Raw genomic sequence first — 20,347 nt, 5'->3', positions numbered from 1 at the left:
GGTTCCGGGGCTGTGGAAATGGCCGCAGGGCTTGATGATGTACAGCCTGAACAGGGGCAGAGTACCCGGCCCGGGGCGGTCCGGGACAGGTGGGGGTTGTCTGGTAAACCAGCCTCTGTTCCGGATCGCCCTCAATCGGGGTGGTTAGTTGTTTTTCTTCAGCCAGCTGGACATGCGTTCGCGGAACTTCTCTACTTTAGGCGTGGACACCGAGCTGACATAAAGCTCGTCGGGGTGGGTGTAGTAGTAGCCCTGGTGATAGACTTCGGCCGGGTAAAAAGCCCGGAACGGTACGACCTGCGTCACGATAGGGCGGCTGTATCGACCCGATTCGTTCTCGCGACGGATGGCGGTTTCGATACTGGCTTTCTCGGCGGGGGTGCGGTAAAAGGCAATGGACCGGTACTGCGTACCCACGTCGGGCCCCTGCCGGTTCAGCGAGGTGGCGTCGTGGCCGATGAAGAAAGCCTTGACCAGCGTATCGAACGGAATGACGCGCGGGTCGTAATACACCTGAATCGATTCAGCATGGCCGGTCTGGTCGGTGCCGACCTGTTCGTAGGTAGGGTTCTCCAGCTCGCCACCGGCATAGCCCGAAACAACCTCGCGTACCCCGCGCAGCGATTCAAACTGGGCTTCGGTACACCAGAAGCAACCGGCTGCAAACGTGGCTACGGCTTCGCCGGGTTGCAGCTCAGGTAATTTGGCCGGGCTGGTATCTTTGGGTAAGTTATTGGTCGATGTCTGCTGCTGCTGCTGGCAGCTTTCCATCAGCAGGCCCGCTACCAACAGGAAAGCAGTGGCCAGAAAAGCACGGGTTGTTGTCATACCTGACTAACACCAATCCGCAGCCACAGGTTGCAGGGGAAGTGATTGAACCATATGGCGCCGAAAGGAGACGTCGACTGACTGGTGAATAGTCGGCCCGGACCTGTTACCTTTGTTTTTTCTGAATGGTCACAGTCTGAACTGGCCGGTTGATTATGAGCTTAACAACGCTTGGTCTCGAACTACCTACTGACCCCCGCTGGGTAAACATCGCCGGCATGAATATCGGCGATATCCTGATCGATCACGCTTACTGCGAACAGAAAGCAGCTTCATCCTGTATTTCCCTTATCGTCAGTTATTCCGATAAGGAAGAACTGGTAGAGGTGCTGACCCCCGTTGTAGCCGAAGAATGGGGGCATTTTCAGCGGGTGCTGAAAGAACTCCGGAAGCGAAATATTCCGCTGGGGCGCCAGCGCAAAGACGAGTATGTAAACCAGCTCCGCAGCCGACTGCGTCGGTCGACGGGTGATCAGAACGAACAGCTGATGGACAATCTGCTCATCAACGCCCTGATCGAAGCCCGCAGCTGCGAACGCTTCAAACTCCTTTCCGAGCATATTGCCGACGAGAGCCTGCGGAAGTTCTACCGTGAGCTGATGATCTCCGAAGCAGGCCACTACCGCAATTTTATCGAACTGGCCGAAACCTACCTGCCTGCCGACCGGGTCCGCGAACGCTGGAAAGAGTTTCTGGCCGTGGAAGCTGATATCATGGCGAACATGACTGTACGGGGCGATCGTATGCATTGAGACTCCTGTTCAGTCGGTTAGCTCGTACAGGGCGCCGGATCAATACTGATGCCGGGGCGGGGATACCGAATTTATACGGGTCATAGGCCCGATGTCGGGGGTGGGGGCGTTATCTTTACTGATTCACTCACCGACTGTTTATCCGACAAATACTGAATGACGTTTCTTCAACAAACGGCTCGACGCATTTTTGACACCCACGGTCCAAGTCTCCGCGATGTGTGGGTCATATTGCCTACCCGACGGGCTGTTTCGGTATTTCTGGATGAGCTGGCCGCTTTGTCGGACCGTCCATTCCTGGCTCCGCACGCCCTCGCCGTCGACGATTTTATCACCCAGGCCGCCGGAGTGCAGCTGATCGACTCGGTCAGTCTGGTGTTCGAACTCTATGAAGTCTTCAAAGACATAGACCCGCTGGTGGAGTTCGAGCAGTTTATCGGCTGGGCCAATGTGCTCCTGACGGATTTTGACCGGATGGATCAGTACCTGGTTAACCCCCACGAGCTGTTCAGCTACCTGACGGCTGCCAAAGCCCTCGAGCGCTGGCAGGTCGACATGCCCTCGTCGGCCCAGCCCCTGGTCGAAACGCCCGGTACCGCCCGGTATTTTAAACTTTTCGAGAACCTGCAGGCTGCCTACCATGCCCTCCACCAGCGGCTCAATGAGCAGGGGCTGGCTTACCGGGGTATGGCCTACCGGCTGCTGGCCGAACAGATCGAGCCATTGGTCCGTGATAATCTGGCCTACGAGCAACTCTACTTTGTTGGGTTTAACGCTCTCAGCCGGGCCGAAGAGCAGATGATTCGGGTGTTGGTTGACGCCCACAAAGCCGAACTGATCTGGGATGCCGACCTGTATTATATAGACGACCGGCGGCAGGAGGCCGGGGAGTTTTTGCGCCGGTACCGCGACAATGGATGGTTTTTCTCCCGGCAAAACCACGCCGACCTGCGCAACGACTCGAACAACCTGCTCGGTACCGATAAGAACATCCGTGTTATTGGGGTTCCCAATGCCAGCATGCAGGCCAAAGTAGCCGGCAAACTGTATCGGGACTGGAGCGATAATGCCAACAGGCATATCGGCGATGAGCGGAGTCGATCAACGAACCCGCGGACGGCAATCGTGCTGGCCGACGAAACCCTGCTGGTGCCGCTGCTGTATGCCCTCGACGAAGGGGTTACCGACCTCAACGTGACCATGGGTCTGTCGCTACGGTCGTCGCTGCTGTTTACCCTGGTTGATACCCTGTTTGAGATGCAGCGGACTGTTCATGAGTTCCGCACCCGCGACGGGCGCGATTTGCGGATCCCGAAGTTTCACCACCGCCACGTGGTCAAGGTACTCAACCACCCCTTTGTTAAGCAGTACGAACGGATTCAGCAGCTGGAGTGGCCCGGCGGAACGGATGATAAAGGCTTGGTTGAGCCCCCCGAGCCGCTCTTTCAGTGGATTGCCAGAACCATCGTAAAAGACCAGCGCGTTTACCTGACCGAAAAAGAACTTCACGAGCTGGGACTGAACGATCCGCTGGTTCGGGTGCTGTTTAGTCGCTGGCCCAGCGACAACCCCGCTCGCGCCATTCAGACTTTTTACGAGCTGATCGATCTGCTGCGCGATGTGTATCGGGTTAGTCAGGACGCTATCGAAATCGAATACCTCTATCTGTTCTATACGCTGCTGCAACAGCTCGAAACCACCCTCGACCGGCAGCGATCCGACGGGCGAACGACCATCACGCTAAAAAGCTTCCGTCAGTTTTTGTATGAGCTGATTCGACAAACCAGCATTCCGTTCACCAGCGAAGGCCGTAGCTCGCTGCAGATTATGGGGATGCTGGAAACGCGCGCCCTTGATTTCGATCGGGTTATCGTGCTGTCGGTCAACGAGGGCGTACTGCCACAGTCGCGCCGGCTGAACTCGCTGATTCCGTTCGACATTGCCCAGGAGCTGCAGCTGCCTACCTATCGGGAGCAGGAAGCCGTTATGGCCTATCACTTCTACCGACTGCTCCAGCGGGCTAGCGAAATTGTCCTGATTCATACAACCTCGACGGATGCCTACGGGAACAGCAAAGGGGAGCCCAGCCGGTTTGTACGGCAGATTGAACACGAACTGGTGCCGCGTTCTAAGGGACGCATCCGGCTTACCAAACCATCGGTGCGGTTTGGTCCCGTTGGAGCCGATAAGCTACCCGGCCTGACCGACCTCCAGGTGCCTAAAACCGATTCGATCCGGGCCGATCTGATTACATTGCTAACGACCCGAGGGCTGTACCCGTCGTACCTGAACCAATTTGTAAGCTGCTCCATGCGGTTCTATTTCAGCCGGCTTGTGAAGATCAGCGAGGAAGAGGATATAGAAGAAAAAATGGGCGTTACAGACTTCGGAAACTGGATGCACCTGGTTCTGGAGCGGCTCGACAAGGAGTACCGACTGCTCAACAAACCCATCGACGAACTCTTGATCGTACAGTTGCTCGAAGAAGAGTTTGCCCGTACCATGAAGGGGCGGGTGATGGAATCGGGTATTAATCTGTTGCTCTACGACCTGGCCAAAAAGCTGATGCTCGATTTTCAGCGGCAGCAAAGTGAGTTGACTGGGCTTACTGTCATCGGTTCGGAACAGACCCTCGATACCTACATCGACGTGCCCCTGAACGGGCGGCAGCTACACGTTCGGATTGCCGGCAAGATCGACCGGATCGAGCAGTACGGCGGGCAAATCCGGATTGTCGATTATAAAACGGGCAAAGTTGATCTGCCCGACAAAACCCCGAAAGATCTGGCCGACAAGCTCCTCAACGATGGATCGGCCGATAAAATGCGGCAGCTGTGGATGTATCGGTATCTAACCCTCAAAAACATCCGTGACTACGGCGGACTGCCCCGTAACAAAGACATTGCCGACGTGTTTCCTGCCCAGGGGATGACGGTTGAAGCCGGATTTTATTCGTTTCGGGATGTGCAGGGCGGGTTTAAATCAAACCCAGTGCGGTTCGATGAGAACGACGATCCTGAACAGTACATTCAGGATTCGGAGAATTTACTACGCCAGCTGATCCAGCGCATGTTTGACCCCAGCGAACCCTTCCGCAAAACCGATCAGCTCGAAACCTGTCAGTACTGCGATTACAAAGGCATCTGCGGCCGGTAAGCTTGTCAGGCTATCATTCTTCAGGGAGTCACCATTTGGTAGACTCCCTTTTTTACTGCCTGAAGTCCGCTGCAGATCATCTGGTTCTGTAATTGTTTAGAGTATAAATACTCAAGATAATATAAAAATGAGATGCGCTTAATTTGTTCATAAATTCTAATTTTTTACTTGAGTATTTGCTGACGAGGATGGGTATGTTTATACAGCTGACATAATAAGAATAGTACATGTACAGTAATTATTAAATAAATTATAATTATATGTCTATAAAAGCTTAAAATTTTATTTAAAATAAAACAATACAAATAGTCGATTGACTTATTCAACTTTATGGTAATTCTGTTTTCTTTGCAACAGCTTGATGCAATCGGTATAAAATATAAAATATCACAGCGTTAGTATAATGAAAGCGCGGGAAAGTCGAAACATATAGCCTGGTATGCGCGCACTGCACAAGCAACATAATGGCTAATTCTACAAGGAAAAATTACGGATTAAGACTTAAGTATGTCGCGGATTTTTTGATCTTTTTATAGTGCTTTTTGCTTACCAATGTGCTTTTACTAAAACCTAATCCCTATTTATGCAACAACACGTTACTTCAACCGTAGGCGGTGGTTGTGGATTGCTGAGAGCATTCCGTACCACACTACTAATCGGGCTTGTAGTATTGGCAGGTTCAGCCTTTGCCCAACAGCTGACCGGTACGGTGACTACCGAATCGGGTGACCCTCTACCGGGGGTAAACGTTGTCGAGAAGGGTACCTCGCGCGGGGCTACCACCGACAAAAGCGGAAAGTACAGCCTGTCCGTCGGTCGGCAGGCCACACTGGTGTTCAGTTTCATTGGCTATACCCGTCAGGAGGTCGTCGTGGGCAACCGCTCCGTGATCGATATCAAAATGGCGGTTGATCCGCTGGCGCTGAACGAGGTGATTGTAGTCGGCTACGGTACCCAGAAAAAATCATCGCTCACGGGAGCCGTATCGTCGGTGACGCCCAAAGACCTCCGCGCCCTTCCGGTAATCAGCCCGGTACAGGCGTTGCAGGGCCGGGTGCCGGGTGTTTCGGTTACCAACAACAGTAGCCCGGGTAGCGAACCGGTAGTCCGAATCCGCGGGGTTGGCTCTATCAGTCTGAATCCTAATCCGCTTTATGTGATCGATGGGATTCCTTCGGGTGGTCTGAACAACATTGACCCTAAAGACATCGAGTCGCTGGAGGTCTTGAAAGATGCCAGCGCGGCCGCTATTTACGGATCGCGGGCGGCTAACGGGGTTATTCTGATTACGACCAAAAAGGGCGCTGCCAACGGCAAACTGACTATCAACGTCGATTCGTACTACGGCTCGCAGTCGGCCTGGCGCAAGCTGGACCTGCTCAACAGCCAGGAGTACATCAAGTACGGCACCGCCCTGCTGACAGCCGCCGGACAGCCGGTACCAGGCCGTTTCTCGAACCTGAACGTTCCGATTTATGACGGCGCGTCTACCACCTTTGCGCAGACCGAGACCGACTGGCAGGACGTCATGTTCCGGGCAGCTCCTATTCAGGACCATCAGATTTCTCTGTCGGGCGGTAATGCTACGTCTCGTTTTTATACCTCGCTGGGCTATTTCGGCCAGGACGGTATTCTGCCGTTTACCAATTACAACCGGCAGAGCTTCCGGATCAACTCCGATCACAAGGTCAACAAATTCCTGACCATTGGCCAAACAATGCTGGCGTCTACCGATTTCCGGCGGCTCGAGCGTGATGGGGGTGGCCGTAGCCTGCTGATGAACATCATGCGGATGACCCCGTACTGGCCCGTGCGGGACCCAACAAAAATTGGCGGATTCAGCACCACGGCGCAGGGACTCGACGCTACCGACCCCGAGAACCCGCTGCGCGTGGCCGAGCAGGAGCAGCAGTTCCAGACCGACCGGGGCTTTAAACTGCTTGGCTCGATCTTCGCCGACGTTAAGTTCACCGATTTCCTGCGGTACCGGTTCACCTTCGGAGCCGACTATGCCAATGCGCGCTTTAACGGGTTTCTGCCGATCTATAACGATGGTAACCGGAGCCGGGTTATTGCAAACGTCAACGAAAACCGCAACGAGTATTTCTCGTCGGTGATGACCAACCAGCTCACCTTCGAGAAAACCTATGGGAAGCATTTTATCAACCTGACGGGCGTGGCTGAGCGGCAGCGCAGCCAGTCGCGGTCCATCAGCGCCAGCGGTCAGCGGCCCGACAATAACATTCAGGTTATTCAGGGCGTGTCGAACCCGAACGGTAACAGCAGCCTGTCCGAAAATCTGCTGATCTCGTACGTAGGCCGTCTCAATTATGAGTTTGCCAGCAAGTACCTGATCGGAGCCTCGATTCGTCGCGATGGGTCGTCGAAGTTTGCACCGGGGCGCAAGTGGGGTACGTTCCCGGCGGTATCGGCAGGCTGGCGGTTGAGTGAAGAAAAATTCATGAAGAATATTCCGGCTATCTCCGAACTGAAACTGCGCGGAAGCTACGGCCAGACTGGCTATAACGCCATTGGTGACTACGACTGGCAGCCGCTCGTCCAGGCTAACAACACGATCTATCCGTTCGGGAACCAGACTCAGCTGGGCTCCTACTTTAACCAGTTGGGCAACAGTGATCTGAGCTGGGAGGTCACTACCATGAGCAACATTGGCGTAGACGCATCCCTGTTCAATAATAAAATCAGCCTGAGCGCCGAGGTTTACAGCCGGCAAACTGACGGACTGTTGCTGCGCGTGCCGCTACCCGAATCGCAGGGCTATTCCGTGAACCCGCTGGCCAACGTCGGCAGCATGCGCAACCGGGGTTTTGAACTGACGGCGGGCTATAACTACTCCAGCCGAAATTTCAACTGGAACCTGACCGGTACCTTCGATGTAACGCGGAATAACGTGCTAAGCCTGGCAACACCGAACGCCAACATCAACTCCGGCTCGAACGCTGACTTCGGTGGGTTCGACATTACCCGTACGGAAGTAGGGCAGCCGATTCAGTCGTTCTATGGCTGGGTGGTCGATGGTATTTTCCAGAGCAAGGAAGAGGTTGACCGGTACAACGGCATCGATGGCGACAACAAAAGTTTCTATCAGAATGACAAGACGGCCGCTGGTGATATCCGGTTCCGCGATCTGGACGGTAACGGCAAGATCGATGCCAACGACCGCCGGTATCTGGGCAGCTTCATTCCCAAGTTCAGCTACGGCCTGAACTGGTCGGGTAACTACAAAAACTTCGATTTTACGGTGTTCTTCCAGGGCGTTCAGGGAAACAAGATCTACAACGGGACCAAGGTTATCGGGCAGGGGCAACTCCGGCTGTTTAACGCCACGACCGATGTACTCAATGCCTGGACACCCCAGAATACCAACACCGACGTGCCGCGCTCAATCAGTGGCGACCCGAACCAGAACTCACGCACATCGGATCGCTTCATTGAAGACGGGTCGTATCTGCGCCTGAAAAACCTGAGCATCGGCTACACCATTCCTGCCGCCGTTATTGGCAAGCTGACCGGCAATGTGCTGAGCAAAACCCGCGTGTATGTATCGAGCCAGAACCTGCTGACATTCACGAAGTACACGGGCTACGATCCGGAGGTGTCGTCGAGGAACTACAACCTGCTCAACAACGGTATCGACTATGCTCAGTACCCGCAAGCCCGTACCGTTATGGTTGGTATCAACCTGGCCTTTTAATGAACCATTCACCTGCATTTTTGATCCGAAGAGTCATCATGAAAAAGACAATACTCTGCGCTGCCCTGCTCGGCATTGGCATCAGCTGTAGCGACGACGAACTGAACAAGGTGAACCCGAACGGCGTAACCTTTGATACGTATTTTAACAATGCGGACGAGCTGACGGCCGGTGTCAACTCGATCTACGCGCTGGTTCAATCTAACAGTCTGGTTTCGCGGGAGTGGTTTTTTACCCACGATCTGCGGGGCGACGAAATGGCATCAGGGGGCGGTCAGCTCGAAACACCCCGTAACCAGCTGCTCATTGGCGTACACGACACAGGTAACTCGGTGTCGGGTAGTGTGTGGCGGGGCTGGTACCGGACCATTCACCGGGCTAATGTTGTCATAGAAAAAGGCGGATCGCTGACGAGCGTTACTCCCGCCGTACGCGACCGGCTCCTGGGTGAGGCCCGGTTCCTGCGGGCCTGGGCGTATTATGAACTGGCTACCCTGTACGGCGGAGTGCCGCTGTACAAAGAATTTGCCAAGTCGGTCGCTGGTGCCCTGGGCCGTTCGTCGCAAAAAGAGGTGTATGATTTTGTCATTGCCGACCTGAAGGCCGCAGAGGCTGGTTTGCCGACTACCTACGATGCAAAGAACCTGGGCCGGGCCACCAAAGCCGCAGCCCAGACGCTGCTGGCCCGTACCTACCTGCAGCTGGGTGATTACACCAACGCCAAGGCTGAACTGCAGAAAGTGGTCAACTCGGGCCTGTATAAGCTGGTCGATGAATACACGGATCTGACCAACGAAGAGGGAGAGTTCAACGCAGAGTCGATCTTCGAAGTTGTCTACGCGCCTTCGGGCGGAGCCTACAACTGGGGTGGCGACAGCGACGGATCGGCCGTACAGGAAGAAACTGTACGGACGCAGGAATACTCGGCCATTGGCTGGCGTAACCTTATCCCGTCCAACAAAATCCTGAACGCCTACGAACGGGTGTCAGCTGGCGATGCCAAAAATGATCCGCGCTATACCTTCTCCTACTGGGTTGAAGGCGATAAGTTCAACAACGGCGCCAGTGTACTGACCCCTGACCGGGTGCAGGGAAATGCATCGGTTGTTGACGGCAAAACGCTAAAGGTCAGCTGGCGTAAATATTCAGTCCTGTACAAGATCGATAACGGCTATGCCCAGAGCGGTATCAACATGCGGATCATGCGCTATGCCGACGTGCTGCTGATGCTGGCCGAATGCGAAAATGAAACCGGTAACCAGGCGGCTGCCATCAGTCTGATGAACCAGGTTCGGGCCCGGAAGTCGGTCAGCATGCCCCCGTACCCGACCAAAAACTACCCCTGTGCCAACCAGAGCCAGGTGTTTGATGCTGTTGTTCACGAGCGGATGGTTGAGCTGGCGGCCGAACAGGTTCGCAACTTCGATATTATTCGCTGGCGGAAGAACAAAAAGCAGAAGTCGGAGCCGCTGTCGTATTTCATTGCCAACAAGCACGAGTTGCTGCCGATTCCACAGGTTGAACTCGATAACAGCCCGGCTCTCGATCAGAAAGACCAGAACCCCGGCTACTAAGCCCGTCTGATCGTTGGCCCTTAACCCGAGTAGACTCCCTTCCCGATCTGATTTGGGAAGGGAGTTTATGTTAGTAACCTTGCTGGATAGTTTATTCATGCCGAAAACGCTCGTTCTTTTTAGTATCCTGATGGCTGGCGGTTTCGTCGGGTGCCAGCCCAAACCGGAGCCCCTGTTCGATAAAATCGAAGCCAGCGAGTCGGGCATCGACTTTGCCAACACCCTGACGCCGACCGATTCGCTGAATGCCTTCACGTTTACCAATTTTTACAACGGAGGAGGAGTAGGGGTGGGTGACTTCAACCACGACGGCAAGCCCGATCTGTTTTTTACCGGTAATCAGGAATCCTGCCGGTTGTACATCAACCAGACACTGGCCGGGTCGTCTGATTTTCGCTTCGCCGACGCTACCGATGCGGCCGGGCTCAGGACCCGGCGCTGGTGTACGGGCGTGTCGGTCGTCGATATTAACCAGGATGGCTGGGACGATCTGTACTTGAGCGTAGCTGCGCATCCGGTTCTGCGCGAGACCCGCAACCTGCTGTTTGTCAACCAGAAAACAGCTTCACCCACTTTCCGCGAAGAAGCGGCTGCCTACGGCCTCGACTTTGCAGGGTACACGACCCAGGCTGCTTTTTTCGATTATGATCTCGATGGTGACCTCGATGGGTTTCTGCTCAACACGGCCCCTGATCTGCAGAACCCGAACTACCTGCGCCCGGCCATCAACAACGGCACTTATCCGTCTACGGGTCGGCTGTACCGTAACGAAGGCGTCGGACCAGCCGGGCACCCGGTCTTCCGCGACGTGTCGACGGCTGCTGGCATCCGGTACGAAGGGCTTGGCCTGGGCGTGGTGGTATCGGACCTGAATCAGGACGGTTACCCCGATCTGTATTGCTCCAACGACTTCATCAGCAGTGATATTCTGTACCTCAACAAGGGGGCCAGACCTGACAGTCAGGAAACGTTTCAAAACAGCATCCGGGCCTCAATGGCACATACCAGCCTGTACGGAATGGGCATCGACGCGGCCGATATCAACAACGACGGGCGCATCGATCTGATGCAGCTGGATATGCTGCCCCGCGACAATGTACGGCAGAAGATGATGCTGGGCGCGCCCGATTATGACAAGAAAGAGCTGAGTCTGTCACCCCAGTATGGTTACCAGCTTCAGTACATGCGCAATACTCTCCAGGTAAACCGGGGACAGGCCAATGGCGTCCCCACCTTCGGCGAACTGGGTTTGCTGGCCGGTCTGGCCCAGACTGACTGGAGCTGGACAACCCTGCTGGCCGACCTCGACCTGGACGGCTACAAGGATGTATTTGTGACGAACGGCTATCGGAAAAACGTTACCGACCGCGACTTTATCAGCTTTACGGAAGAGTTTGGCAGTTTCGGAACCGACCAGGCCCGCCAGGAACAACGGAATAAGCTGCTTCAGAAAATCCCCGAAATCCGGCTGCGCAATTACGCGTATCGCAATCGAAGCAACCTGTCGTTCGAAGACGTATCGGTCGGCTGGGGGCTTGATGAACTGTCGTACGCGAACGGAGCCGCCTATGCTGACCTCGATAGCGACGGCGACCTTGACCTGATCGTGAATAACATTGACCAGGAAGCGTCACTTTTTCGCAACAATAGCCGTCAGCGGCTGAAAAACGGGTATTTGTCGCTCTCATTCGAGGGCACTCCTGCCAATCGGGCCGGTATCGGCGCAACCGTAACGGTCTGGGCAGGGGGCAAAAAGCCGGTGCAGCAGGTGCTAGAGCAGTTTCCGGTGCGTGGGTATCTATCGTCGGTCGGTAGGGGGCTGGTGATCGGGTTGGGTACGGCATCCCAGGCAGATTCGATACGGGTCGTATGGCCGGGTGGGCTGACCGAGATGCGGTACCAGGTACGGGCTAACCAGCAACTGGTGTTTCGGGCAGCCGATGCCCAAGTACGGCCCGAACGAGTACAGCCATCGGTTGCTCCGCTGTTCGAACGGCTACCTGCTGGCACCGACTTTGTTCATCAGGAGTCAGACTTCGTTGATTTCAAAACCTACCCGGCCCTGCACAAAATGCTCTCGCGGACGGGTGCGGCAATAGCGGTGGGCGATCTCAATGGCGACACGTACGATGACATAGCCGTTGGGGCGTCGTACCGGGGCAGTGCGGGATGCCTACTTTTCGGGCAGGCGGATGGTCGGTTCAGGCGAGTCGACTGGATGCCCAATACGCCCATGGAAGTGGGGGCTGTGCTTCTGTTCGACGCCGATAACGATCGCGATAATGACTTACTGGTTGTCGGGGGGGGCAACGAACGCCCGCTGTCGGTAGCGGAAGCGTTCAAACCCATACTGTATCGAAATGATGGGGCCGGTCGCTTCGAAGCAGTAGCTGCGCTACCGTCGTTGGCTGTCAGCAGCCAGACCGTACGGGCCGTTGACTTTGATCAGGACGGCGACCAGGATGTGCTGATTGCGGGGCGGCAAGTGCCCGGCAAATACCCCTTGCCAGCTTCTGGCTACCTGCTTCGCAACGACCGGCAAGCGGGTGGGCCGCTGCGGTTCACTGACGTAACCCCTCAGCTAGCCCCCGATCTAACCAACCTGGGAATGGTCTGTGATGCGCTGCCGATGGATGTCGACAACGACCGTGACGAGGATCTAGTACTGGTCGGCGAGTGGATGCCCCTGACGGTGCTGGAGAATCGGAAGGGCCGATTCTCCAGAAAAACCACGACACCGTCGGAAACCCCAGATAGTCCTGCCGGTTGGTGGAACTGCCTGGCCAGTGGCGATTTTGACAAGGATGGAGATCTGGATCTGATGCTGGGCAACGAAGGGCTGAACACCCTGTACCGGGCGTCGAAAAACGAACCGATCCTGATCTATGGTAAAGACTTCAACCAGGATGGTCTCTTCGATCCTATCATGGGGTATTTCATTAACGGAATCCGATATCCGGCCCTGCCTCGCGACGCCCTGAACCAGCAGGTCATCCAGTTTCGGCGCAAGTTTCTGCGCTATGCCGACTATGCCGACGCTCAGTTCAGTGACCTTTTTTCAAACCAGGAACTGCAGGATGCTTTTCAGGGGCAGGCCACCGAGCTACGAAGCTGCTATGCCGAAAACAAAGGGGGCGGGCGATTTACGCTGCACCCGCTACCCAGTCTGGCGCAGCAGTCACCTATCTTTGGCTTTGTAATTGCCGATTTCAACCGGGACGGCCATCTGGATGCGTTGGCTACCGGTAACTGCTATACGAACGAAGCTAACATGGGACGGCAGGATGCGTCGCGGGGGGTATTGTTGAACGGGAATGGCCAGGGACAGTTTGGGGCGATGGAGGCTGGCGAAACTGGCTTCAGCGTAACGGGCGATGCGCGCCGGACATACTGGCTCCGTAAGCCAGACCGGCTGGTGACGACGCTGAGTAACGGCCCGCTCGTTATGCACACCTGGCGTCGGCCCCGCTGAATTCCGGCTGTCTTACCAACTCGATATCTACCGGTTATTGAGCATAATGCCTTTGTCGTCTACTGGTTACATAAAAAAAGCTGGTCGTAGCGCGGCCAGCCTTTTTGGTTTGAATACAACCTGAATTGAAAAAAGCAATGAGTATGGGAGTCTGTCTGAACATCCGATGAACCAAAATTGGCAAATAGTAAGATTAAATACAACAATTCGGATAGATATAGTTTTCGTGCTCCCTGAACAACAAATTGCAGGTTCCGGTTGGTACTACTAAACAGCAACGGTATGAAAATTCTGGTGGTCGAAGACGAACCCAAAACTCTGCAGGCAATCCAGCAGGGCCTGGAAGAAAGTCAGTTTGAGGTAGATGTCGCGTATGACGGGCTTATTGCCAAACGGCTGGCAATGAAAACAGCCTATGCTCTGATTATTACCGACGTAATTCTGCCCGGTCTGAATGGCTTCGAATTGGTTAACGAACTGCGCCGGCAGGGAGTAACCACACCAGTTTTACTCCTGACGGCCTTGGGAGAGACAGAAGACAAGATAAAAGGATTTGACGCTGGGGCCGACCAGTACTTGACCAAACCCTTTCAGTTTGCCGAGCTGCTGGCCCGGGTGCGGTCGCTGACCAAACGCAGCACCCTGGTAACCATGACGGCCCAGACACTCCGCTACGCCGGTATCGAAATGAATCTCGACGCCAAGACCGTTAGCCGCGACGGGCGGCTGATCGACCTGACCGCCCGCGAATTTGCCCTTCTGGAATACCTGATGCGGAACCAGGGCCGGGTTCTGTCCAAACCCGATATTGCCGAACGGGTGTGGGACATCAATTTCGATACGGGTACGAACGTGGTTGAGGTGTATATCAACTACCTGCGTAAAAAAATTGACCGCGACTTTCCCACCAAACTCATTCATACCCAGTTCGGAATGGGTTACGTCCTGAAAGAAGAATGACCATTCGTACACGCCTGACGCTACGCTTTACGGGATTGGTTTCGGCCATCCTGGCGCTAACGTTTGCGAGTATTTACGGGTTTTGCTGGTATTATATCTCGTCCGATTTCTACCACCGGCTCGATCGAAAGGCGAGTACGTACGGCGAGTTGCTCCTGCGGCAGAAGATGGAGCCCCGGTTGCTCCGGCGGGTGAGCCAGTTGCGCAAAGATCAGCTGCCCGACCAGAAAATTACCGTCTACAACCTGCGGGATGTGCCGGTCTTTATGACCAACGACGACCTGCGGCTGGGTATGCCGGCGCGCGAATTACAGGCTATCCGCAAACAGGGTAAACGGGATTTTCGCTGGCAGCGATATTATGTGTCGGGTATCCGGTATCAGGTACCGGACGGCGATTTTGTGGTGCTGGCTTCGGCCCGAAACGTGTACGGCGACCGGTTTCTGCGCACGATGCTCTGGACCTTTGGCGGGCTTTTTCTGGCGATAGTGGGCATTGTTGCCTTTGCTGGCCGGTTGTATGCGGGTGATGCGCTCGAGCCGATGCAGCAGATCGAGGAACAACTGAGCGATATCTTTCCGAGAACCATGCACGAGCGGCTCCGGATCAGCCGGGAAGACGACGAAATCAGTCGGCTTTCGGCCACCATCAACCGGCTGCTCGACCGGATCGAGGAATCGTTTCGTCTGCAGCGCATGTTTGTGGCCAACGTGTCGCACGAGCTGAAGAACCCGCTTACCCAGATCAGTTCGCAGCTGGAAGTCAGCCTGCTGAACCGGCGCGAACCCGAGGCCTATCAGCGCACCATCCGCTCAGTGCTTGAAGACGTTGGGCACCTGTCGGCGCTGACCCTGGAACTGCTGAAACTGTCGCAGGTGAACGACGCCGATCCGGCCCGCCTGCTGACCGATACGATGCGGCTCGACGAAGTAGTCTGGGACGTGCGGGATCACGTCAACAGCCTGAATCCGGCGTACAGGGTGACGGTCGATCTGGGCGAACTACCCGATGATTTTGATCGGCTGACCGTGGCTGGCAGTACGACCCTGATCCGAACGGCGCTGATTAATCTCACCGAAAACGCCTGTAAGTTTGCCTCCGATGGCCAGGCTGCGCTCCGGGTCGAGTTCGAAGGAGACTGGGTCTGCGTAAGCGTGAGCAACCAGGGGCAGCCCATCCCGGCCAATGACCTGCCGTATATATTTCAGCCTTTTTACCGGGCTAACCCCACCGCCGATGTGCGTGGTTACGGGATCGGTCTGCCTCTGGTTGAACAGATCGTTCGCCTTCATCTGGGGCGGCTGTTTGTGCGGTCAGCCGATGGTGAACCCACTGTGTTTCGGATCGAGCTGCCCCGCCAGCCGGATCTCTAATGAAATTCTAAGGTACAACTTAGCCCATTTTAAGAAGTAGGGGTGAATTTTGGGGTATGTTACGACTCACCGAAAAAGCCCGCCCATCAAACAGGCCAACCGGAAAGGCAGACGCTGATCCGATTCGCTTCGATGATCATCAGCCGCGGCAACAACCGCCCGTTAACCCGCCCGCGCCGGCCCCGCTGAAAAGCCGACGGCCCGACTGGCTGTTAATACTGATGATTGGTTTGTTTTTGCTGGCTTTGCTGATCGTGTGGCTCGTTGACATACCGGCGTTGCTGGACTAGTTACTTTTCATAGTTGTTTTAGGTGATATGAATCCTGTCGGTGCTAGAACAACCGGCAGGATCTTTTATATCGGTTCGTTGAGTTGCCGTATATTCGTCCTGCACCCGTGCTCGACCGAGCTGATTTATGGCATTTCTGTACAGCAAATCCCTCCACATAATTTTCGTCGTGACCTGGTTTGCGGGCCTATTTTATATACCGCGTCTGTTCATCTACGTCACCGAGGCCGAGTCGCTGGCCGAACCGGGCCGGCGCGTTTTGCAGGACCAGCTGCGACTGATGCAGCGTCGGCTGTGGTATGGCATCACCTGGCCATCGGCGGTGGTTACTCTGGCGCTGGGCCTCAACACCTGGTATCAATACGGCGCTACTCCCGACTGGCTGATATACAAGCTGGGTATGGTGCTGGGCTTATACCTCTACCACGGCTCATGCCACGTCTTATTCCGGCAGCAGCAGCGCGGAGAGTTGCGCTATACGTCCAACCAGCTTCGGATCTGGAATGAAGTTGCCACTCTGTTCTTATTCGCCATTGTATTTCTCGTCATTCTGAAAGATGCGCTGAACATGCTCTGGGGCATGCTGGGTCTGTTTGTGCTGCTGACCGTGCTGCTGCTGGCGATCCGACTATACCGGCGGATTCGAAAAGCATGATCCAGCCGCCATCACAGCACCGCCGGGTCCGGTAAGGCTATTGCTACAAAATCGGTTTTGGGGGCGTCACAGGTCGGACAGGTGTAGCCATCGGGCAGGTTACCGAAAGAAACACCGGCCGGTATACCGCTGAGCACATCGCCATACAGCTCGTCATACAGGGTGAAGCAGTGGGGGCACTGATGGCTTAGCGAAACCGATGGTATCTGGACCGATGATTCATCGGATCTGACGGATTGAACTTCGCTGGTTTCGCGCAGCCGGCGGGAGCTGTAGGTGCGGCACAGCCGGTCAATCTGAGCGGGCAGGTGAATCTTGAGCAGGCCTTTTTCGAAGCGGTGATAGGTTCGGCTGTTGGGGTTGAAATTTTCCGTATAATATAGGTCGTAGACGCTCAGCAACGCCAGTTGCCCGAGTTGAAGCAGCGGACGTTTGCGCACCAGAATTGAGCCGAACACTTCGGATTTGGGTCGGGTCTGCACCCCGAAACACAACCCGAACGTACGGGTGTCGTACTTCTCAAAATAGCGGATCAGGAAATGTTTGAGCCGGGTACCGTCGTCCGTATGGTCTTCCGTTTGCCAGGCCAGTTCATTGGCTGCGTGGCGAACGTTGATGTTGTGTTTGCCCAGCACCCGCGACCATTTGGCCCGGTCCTTCTCTTCAATACCCTTTATGATGACGGATTTCCAAGGCGTTATGCAGAGTTCACCGATGCGGGTAGTCAGGCAAAGCGTACAGATATCGAGCAGAAAGGCCACCGAAAACTGTTCGTCGCGCCGGTACAGGCCGAGCCAGGACCGGTGTCCGTATCGGTTAAATCCTTCGTAATACGGCAGCGAAAACTCGGGTAAGTCAACAGCCTGCGTAGCGGGCTGGGTAATGAACGACCGGCCATCGGTAACGGCGCTGTAGAGGGCCTCCTCGCCCTGATGCTCCTGATCCAGCATGGCTTCCTCAATGGCTTTGGCCAGTCGCCCAATGTCATTGGTATAGATCAGATCGGGCCAGCGGAACAGTCTATTCGTTTGTTTGGGTCGAACGTATATATACCAGAAATGCGGTTCCGGCGAGGTTATAAAATTCAGGTTACCGGTGAAAAAAGGCGTAAAGCTCTGATTAGCATCCGACAGGTTTACCTTCAGGCGGGGCTGGTAGTCGAACTGGTCGAGCACGGTATGGTACTCGCTCTCCCGCAGCCAGGCTCCTGTTTTGAAAACATCCTCGCCACAGTAGGAACTGATGATATTTGGAAACCGACTGGTCGTTTCGTAGCGAATTCCATGTTGTTTTAAGTCTTTTTCCAGCCAGCGCATGTCCTCGTAGTGAACCGTCATCAGCAGCTGCTGCCGCGCTCCGAAGCGCACCTGACGAACCCGCGCTTCGTACGCCAGCGACAATACGGTCTGCAGCGTTCCCACCGATACAATACCACCGGGCATATTGACCGTAAGCGTATAATAATCACGCATAAGAGAATTTTTATTTTTTAACGATGAGCGATGAATGAGTACGCGTCGCCGTGGTCCCCGTCGCCACCGTGGCGGGCGAGGTGGGTAGAGGGCTTGACAAATCACTCAATCACCCATTTACCAACTCGCTCATGGAAACGAGAATACTCCGAATTTCGGGGCGGCAGGAACCGCAGCCGGTACCGGCACCCGTGGCTTGGCAAAGCTGCTGAAAATCGGTGCAGCCCGCCCGAATGGCTGTTTCCAGGTTGCCCCGACCAACGGTATTGCACGAACACACCAGTTTACCCGCAACGGGGTCAACTTTTTTGCTGGTCCGCAGGAGCTGTAGTCGTTTCTCGGACAGTTCGGTGCCGTTGGCAATCAGATCGCGAAACTCCTGAAATTCGTTTTTGTCGCCGACCAGAATAGCACCGACCAGCTTGTCGCCGTGGACGATGCATTTTTTATAGTACCGTTTCGACTTGTCGATGAATACGATTTCTTCGTAGCTCCCGTACTCCGGCGAGCCGGGCGGGGCCGGTATCTCCGTGATCCCCATGCTGCACAGATGAAGGCCTTCCATCTTCAGAATACTAACCGATAAACTGCCAGGATACGGGGTCGATACGTCGCCAGCTATGAACCGGGCGGCACAGTCGGCCTGTTGCTCGGCGGCCAGGGTTATGCCCCACATCTGCCCCCGCCACTGCGCCACTTCACCAGCCGCGAATATGTGGGGGTCTGACGTTTGCATGTAATCGTTCACCACCACGCCCCGGTTGCAGGTTAGCCCCGCAGCCTGGGCCAGTTCAGTGTTGGGTACGGTACCGATTGCAATCACAACGGCCTGACAACGTATCTGCCGACCCGAATTGAGCTGAATACCCTCAACCCGTTCAGTGCCCATGAACGTCTGAACCTCTTCGTTGAAGTATACCTCGATGCCCCGGTCCAGTAGCTCCAGATAGAGGAGTTCGCTCGCCAGTGGGTCGAGCTGGCGTTCCATGAAGCGACCGGCCCGCTGAATAACCGTGACTCTAACCCCAATCTGACGCAGCGATGCGGCCAGTTCGAGCCCCAGTAACCCACCCCCTACAATGACTGTACGAGGTTCATGTGGCCCGGAAGGACTGGCGACGGCCGGCTTCAGAAAGGGCATGAGCGAGTCGGCATCCAGGCGCGACCGCATGTTAAAGATGCCGGGTATGCGCGGTACCCCCTTAGGCATAAAGGCGCGACTACCCGTGCCGAGCAGGATTTTATCGTAGTCGTGTTCAACGCCTTTCGTATCTACGACGACCCGCGCCTTTCGGTCAATGTGGGCAATGCCGACGCCTTTGTGAACGACGATGCTGGCCTCCCTAAACTGATCTTCGCGGAGTTTGACGAGTTGCGCCCACGACTGCGCCCCGCTGATGTAGTCGGGGAGGAGAACCCGGTTGTAGAACGGATGAATCTCTTTGGAGAACACGTGGATTTCGTCCTGGGCGGTGGCGGCTAGCGACCGGTAGGTGTTGATGAATCCCAGACCGGCCGATCCGGCACCAATCAGTATGATTTTTTCGGCTGGCTTTCGATAGGGCACTACTTCTACTGCCGAAAACTTGAAGTCGGGTTCTTTGGAACGCGGATCAACGAGCGAGCTGGTTAGGTTATTGGCCCGGTTCAGGGTTGCCTTCTCCGATTGGGCCTGCGCTAGTCGGCCCCAGTGCATGGGCAGGAAACAAAGGCCTGGCCGTACGTCTTCGGTTAGCTGTGCCTTCACCCGCACCACCCCGCGCCGGCTCCGTATGTCGACCAGCTGCCCGTCCTGGATGGAGCGGGCCTGGGCATCGGCGGGGTGAATCTGCACGAACGGTTGCGGACTGTGCTGATTCAACTTGGCTACCCGGCCGGTTTTGGTCATCGTATGCCACTGATCCCGGACGCGACCAGTCGTCAGCACGAGGGGGAACGTATCATCGGTCGGCTCTGAGGTGTTCTCGTCGGGAACCGCGTGGAGCCGGGCTCGCTGGTTGGGCGTATAGAACCGGTGGTCGGTGAAGAGCCGTGGGGGGGGGGGGGGGGGGCGGGCCCCCGCCGGGGGCCCCCCCCGCGCCGGGGGGGGAGGGCCCCGGG

General features: G+C 55.6%; 12 protein-coding genes. 9 read left to right on the top strand and 3 right to left on the bottom strand.

Annotation, left to right across the window (positions count from 1 at the left end):
- Positions 1-144: 144 nt before the first annotated feature.
- Entirely contained in the window at positions 145-828 is a 684-nt protein-coding gene (gene msrA, locus FBR45_RS16460) for a peptide-methionine (S)-S-oxide reductase MsrA (protein ID WP_138504268.1), read from the bottom strand.
- A 155-nt stretch (positions 829-983) separates the two neighbouring features.
- Here msrA and miaE point away from each other — a divergent pair, with 155 nt between their 5' ends.
- The 9 genes from miaE (at position 984) to FBR45_RS16415 (ending at position 16,775) form a co-directional block, all read left to right on the top strand.
- Positions 984-1,580 carry a tRNA-(ms[2]io[6]A)-hydroxylase gene (miaE, locus tag FBR45_RS16455; protein ID WP_138504266.1) on the top strand — a complete coding sequence of 199 codons (597 nt, stop codon included), beginning with the start codon at positions 984-986 and terminating at the stop codon, positions 1,578-1,580.
- 156 nt (positions 1,581-1,736) lie between these two features.
- Positions 1,737-4,736, top strand: a complete 3,000-nt coding sequence (locus tag FBR45_RS16450; protein WP_138504264.1) for a PD-(D/E)XK nuclease family protein — start codon at positions 1,737-1,739, stop codon at positions 4,734-4,736.
- A 583-nt stretch (positions 4,737-5,319) separates the two neighbouring features.
- Entirely contained in the window at positions 5,320-8,451 is a 3,132-nt protein-coding gene (locus FBR45_RS16445) for a SusC/RagA family TonB-linked outer membrane protein (protein ID WP_138504262.1), read from the top strand.
- 38 nt (positions 8,452-8,489) lie between these two features.
- Entirely contained in the window at positions 8,490-10,025 is a 1,536-nt protein-coding gene (locus tag FBR45_RS16440) for a RagB/SusD family nutrient uptake outer membrane protein (protein WP_138504260.1), read from the top strand.
- A 97-nt stretch (positions 10,026-10,122) separates the two neighbouring features.
- Positions 10,123-13,497, top strand: a complete 3,375-nt coding sequence (locus FBR45_RS16435; RefSeq protein ID WP_246082273.1) for an FG-GAP-like repeat-containing protein — start codon at positions 10,123-10,125, stop codon at positions 13,495-13,497.
- A gap of 282 nt (positions 13,498-13,779) precedes the next feature.
- Positions 13,780-14,457, top strand: a complete 678-nt coding sequence (locus FBR45_RS16430; protein ID WP_138504256.1) for a response regulator — start codon at positions 13,780-13,782, stop codon at positions 14,455-14,457.
- A complete protein-coding gene (locus FBR45_RS16425) occupies positions 14,454-15,830 on the top strand; it encodes a sensor histidine kinase (RefSeq protein ID WP_138504254.1) in 1,377 nt (458 codons plus the stop codon). Before FBR45_RS16430 ends, FBR45_RS16425 begins: the two co-directional genes overlap by 4 nt.
- 56 nt (positions 15,831-15,886) lie before the next feature.
- Positions 15,887-16,120 carry a hypothetical protein gene (locus FBR45_RS16420; RefSeq protein WP_138504252.1) on the top strand — a complete coding sequence of 78 codons (234 nt, stop codon included), beginning with the start codon at positions 15,887-15,889 and terminating at the stop codon, positions 16,118-16,120.
- 127 nt (positions 16,121-16,247) lie between these two features.
- Complete coding sequence (locus FBR45_RS16415; RefSeq protein WP_138504250.1) at positions 16,248-16,775, top strand: CopD family protein; 528 nt, start codon at positions 16,248-16,250, stop codon at positions 16,773-16,775.
- 11 nt (positions 16,776-16,786) lie between these two features.
- Here FBR45_RS16415 and FBR45_RS16410 read toward each other — a convergent pair whose 3' ends face one another.
- Positions 16,787-18,247, bottom strand: a complete 1,461-nt coding sequence (locus FBR45_RS16410; RefSeq protein WP_138504248.1) for a rubredoxin — start codon at positions 18,245-18,247, stop codon at positions 16,787-16,789.
- 109 nt (positions 18,248-18,356) lie between these two features.
- Positions 18,357-20,347 (bottom strand): FAD-dependent oxidoreductase (locus FBR45_RS26645; protein WP_246082272.1); only part of this gene is annotated, 1,991 nt, incomplete at its 5' end.

The organism is Spirosoma lacussanchae (assembly GCF_005870035.1).
Lineage (GTDB): Bacteria > Bacteroidota > Bacteroidia > Cytophagales > Spirosomataceae > Spirosoma > Spirosoma lacussanchae.
The sequence above is the reverse complement of the archived record's forward strand: the minus strand, read 5'-3'. Positions and strand labels throughout refer to the sequence as shown.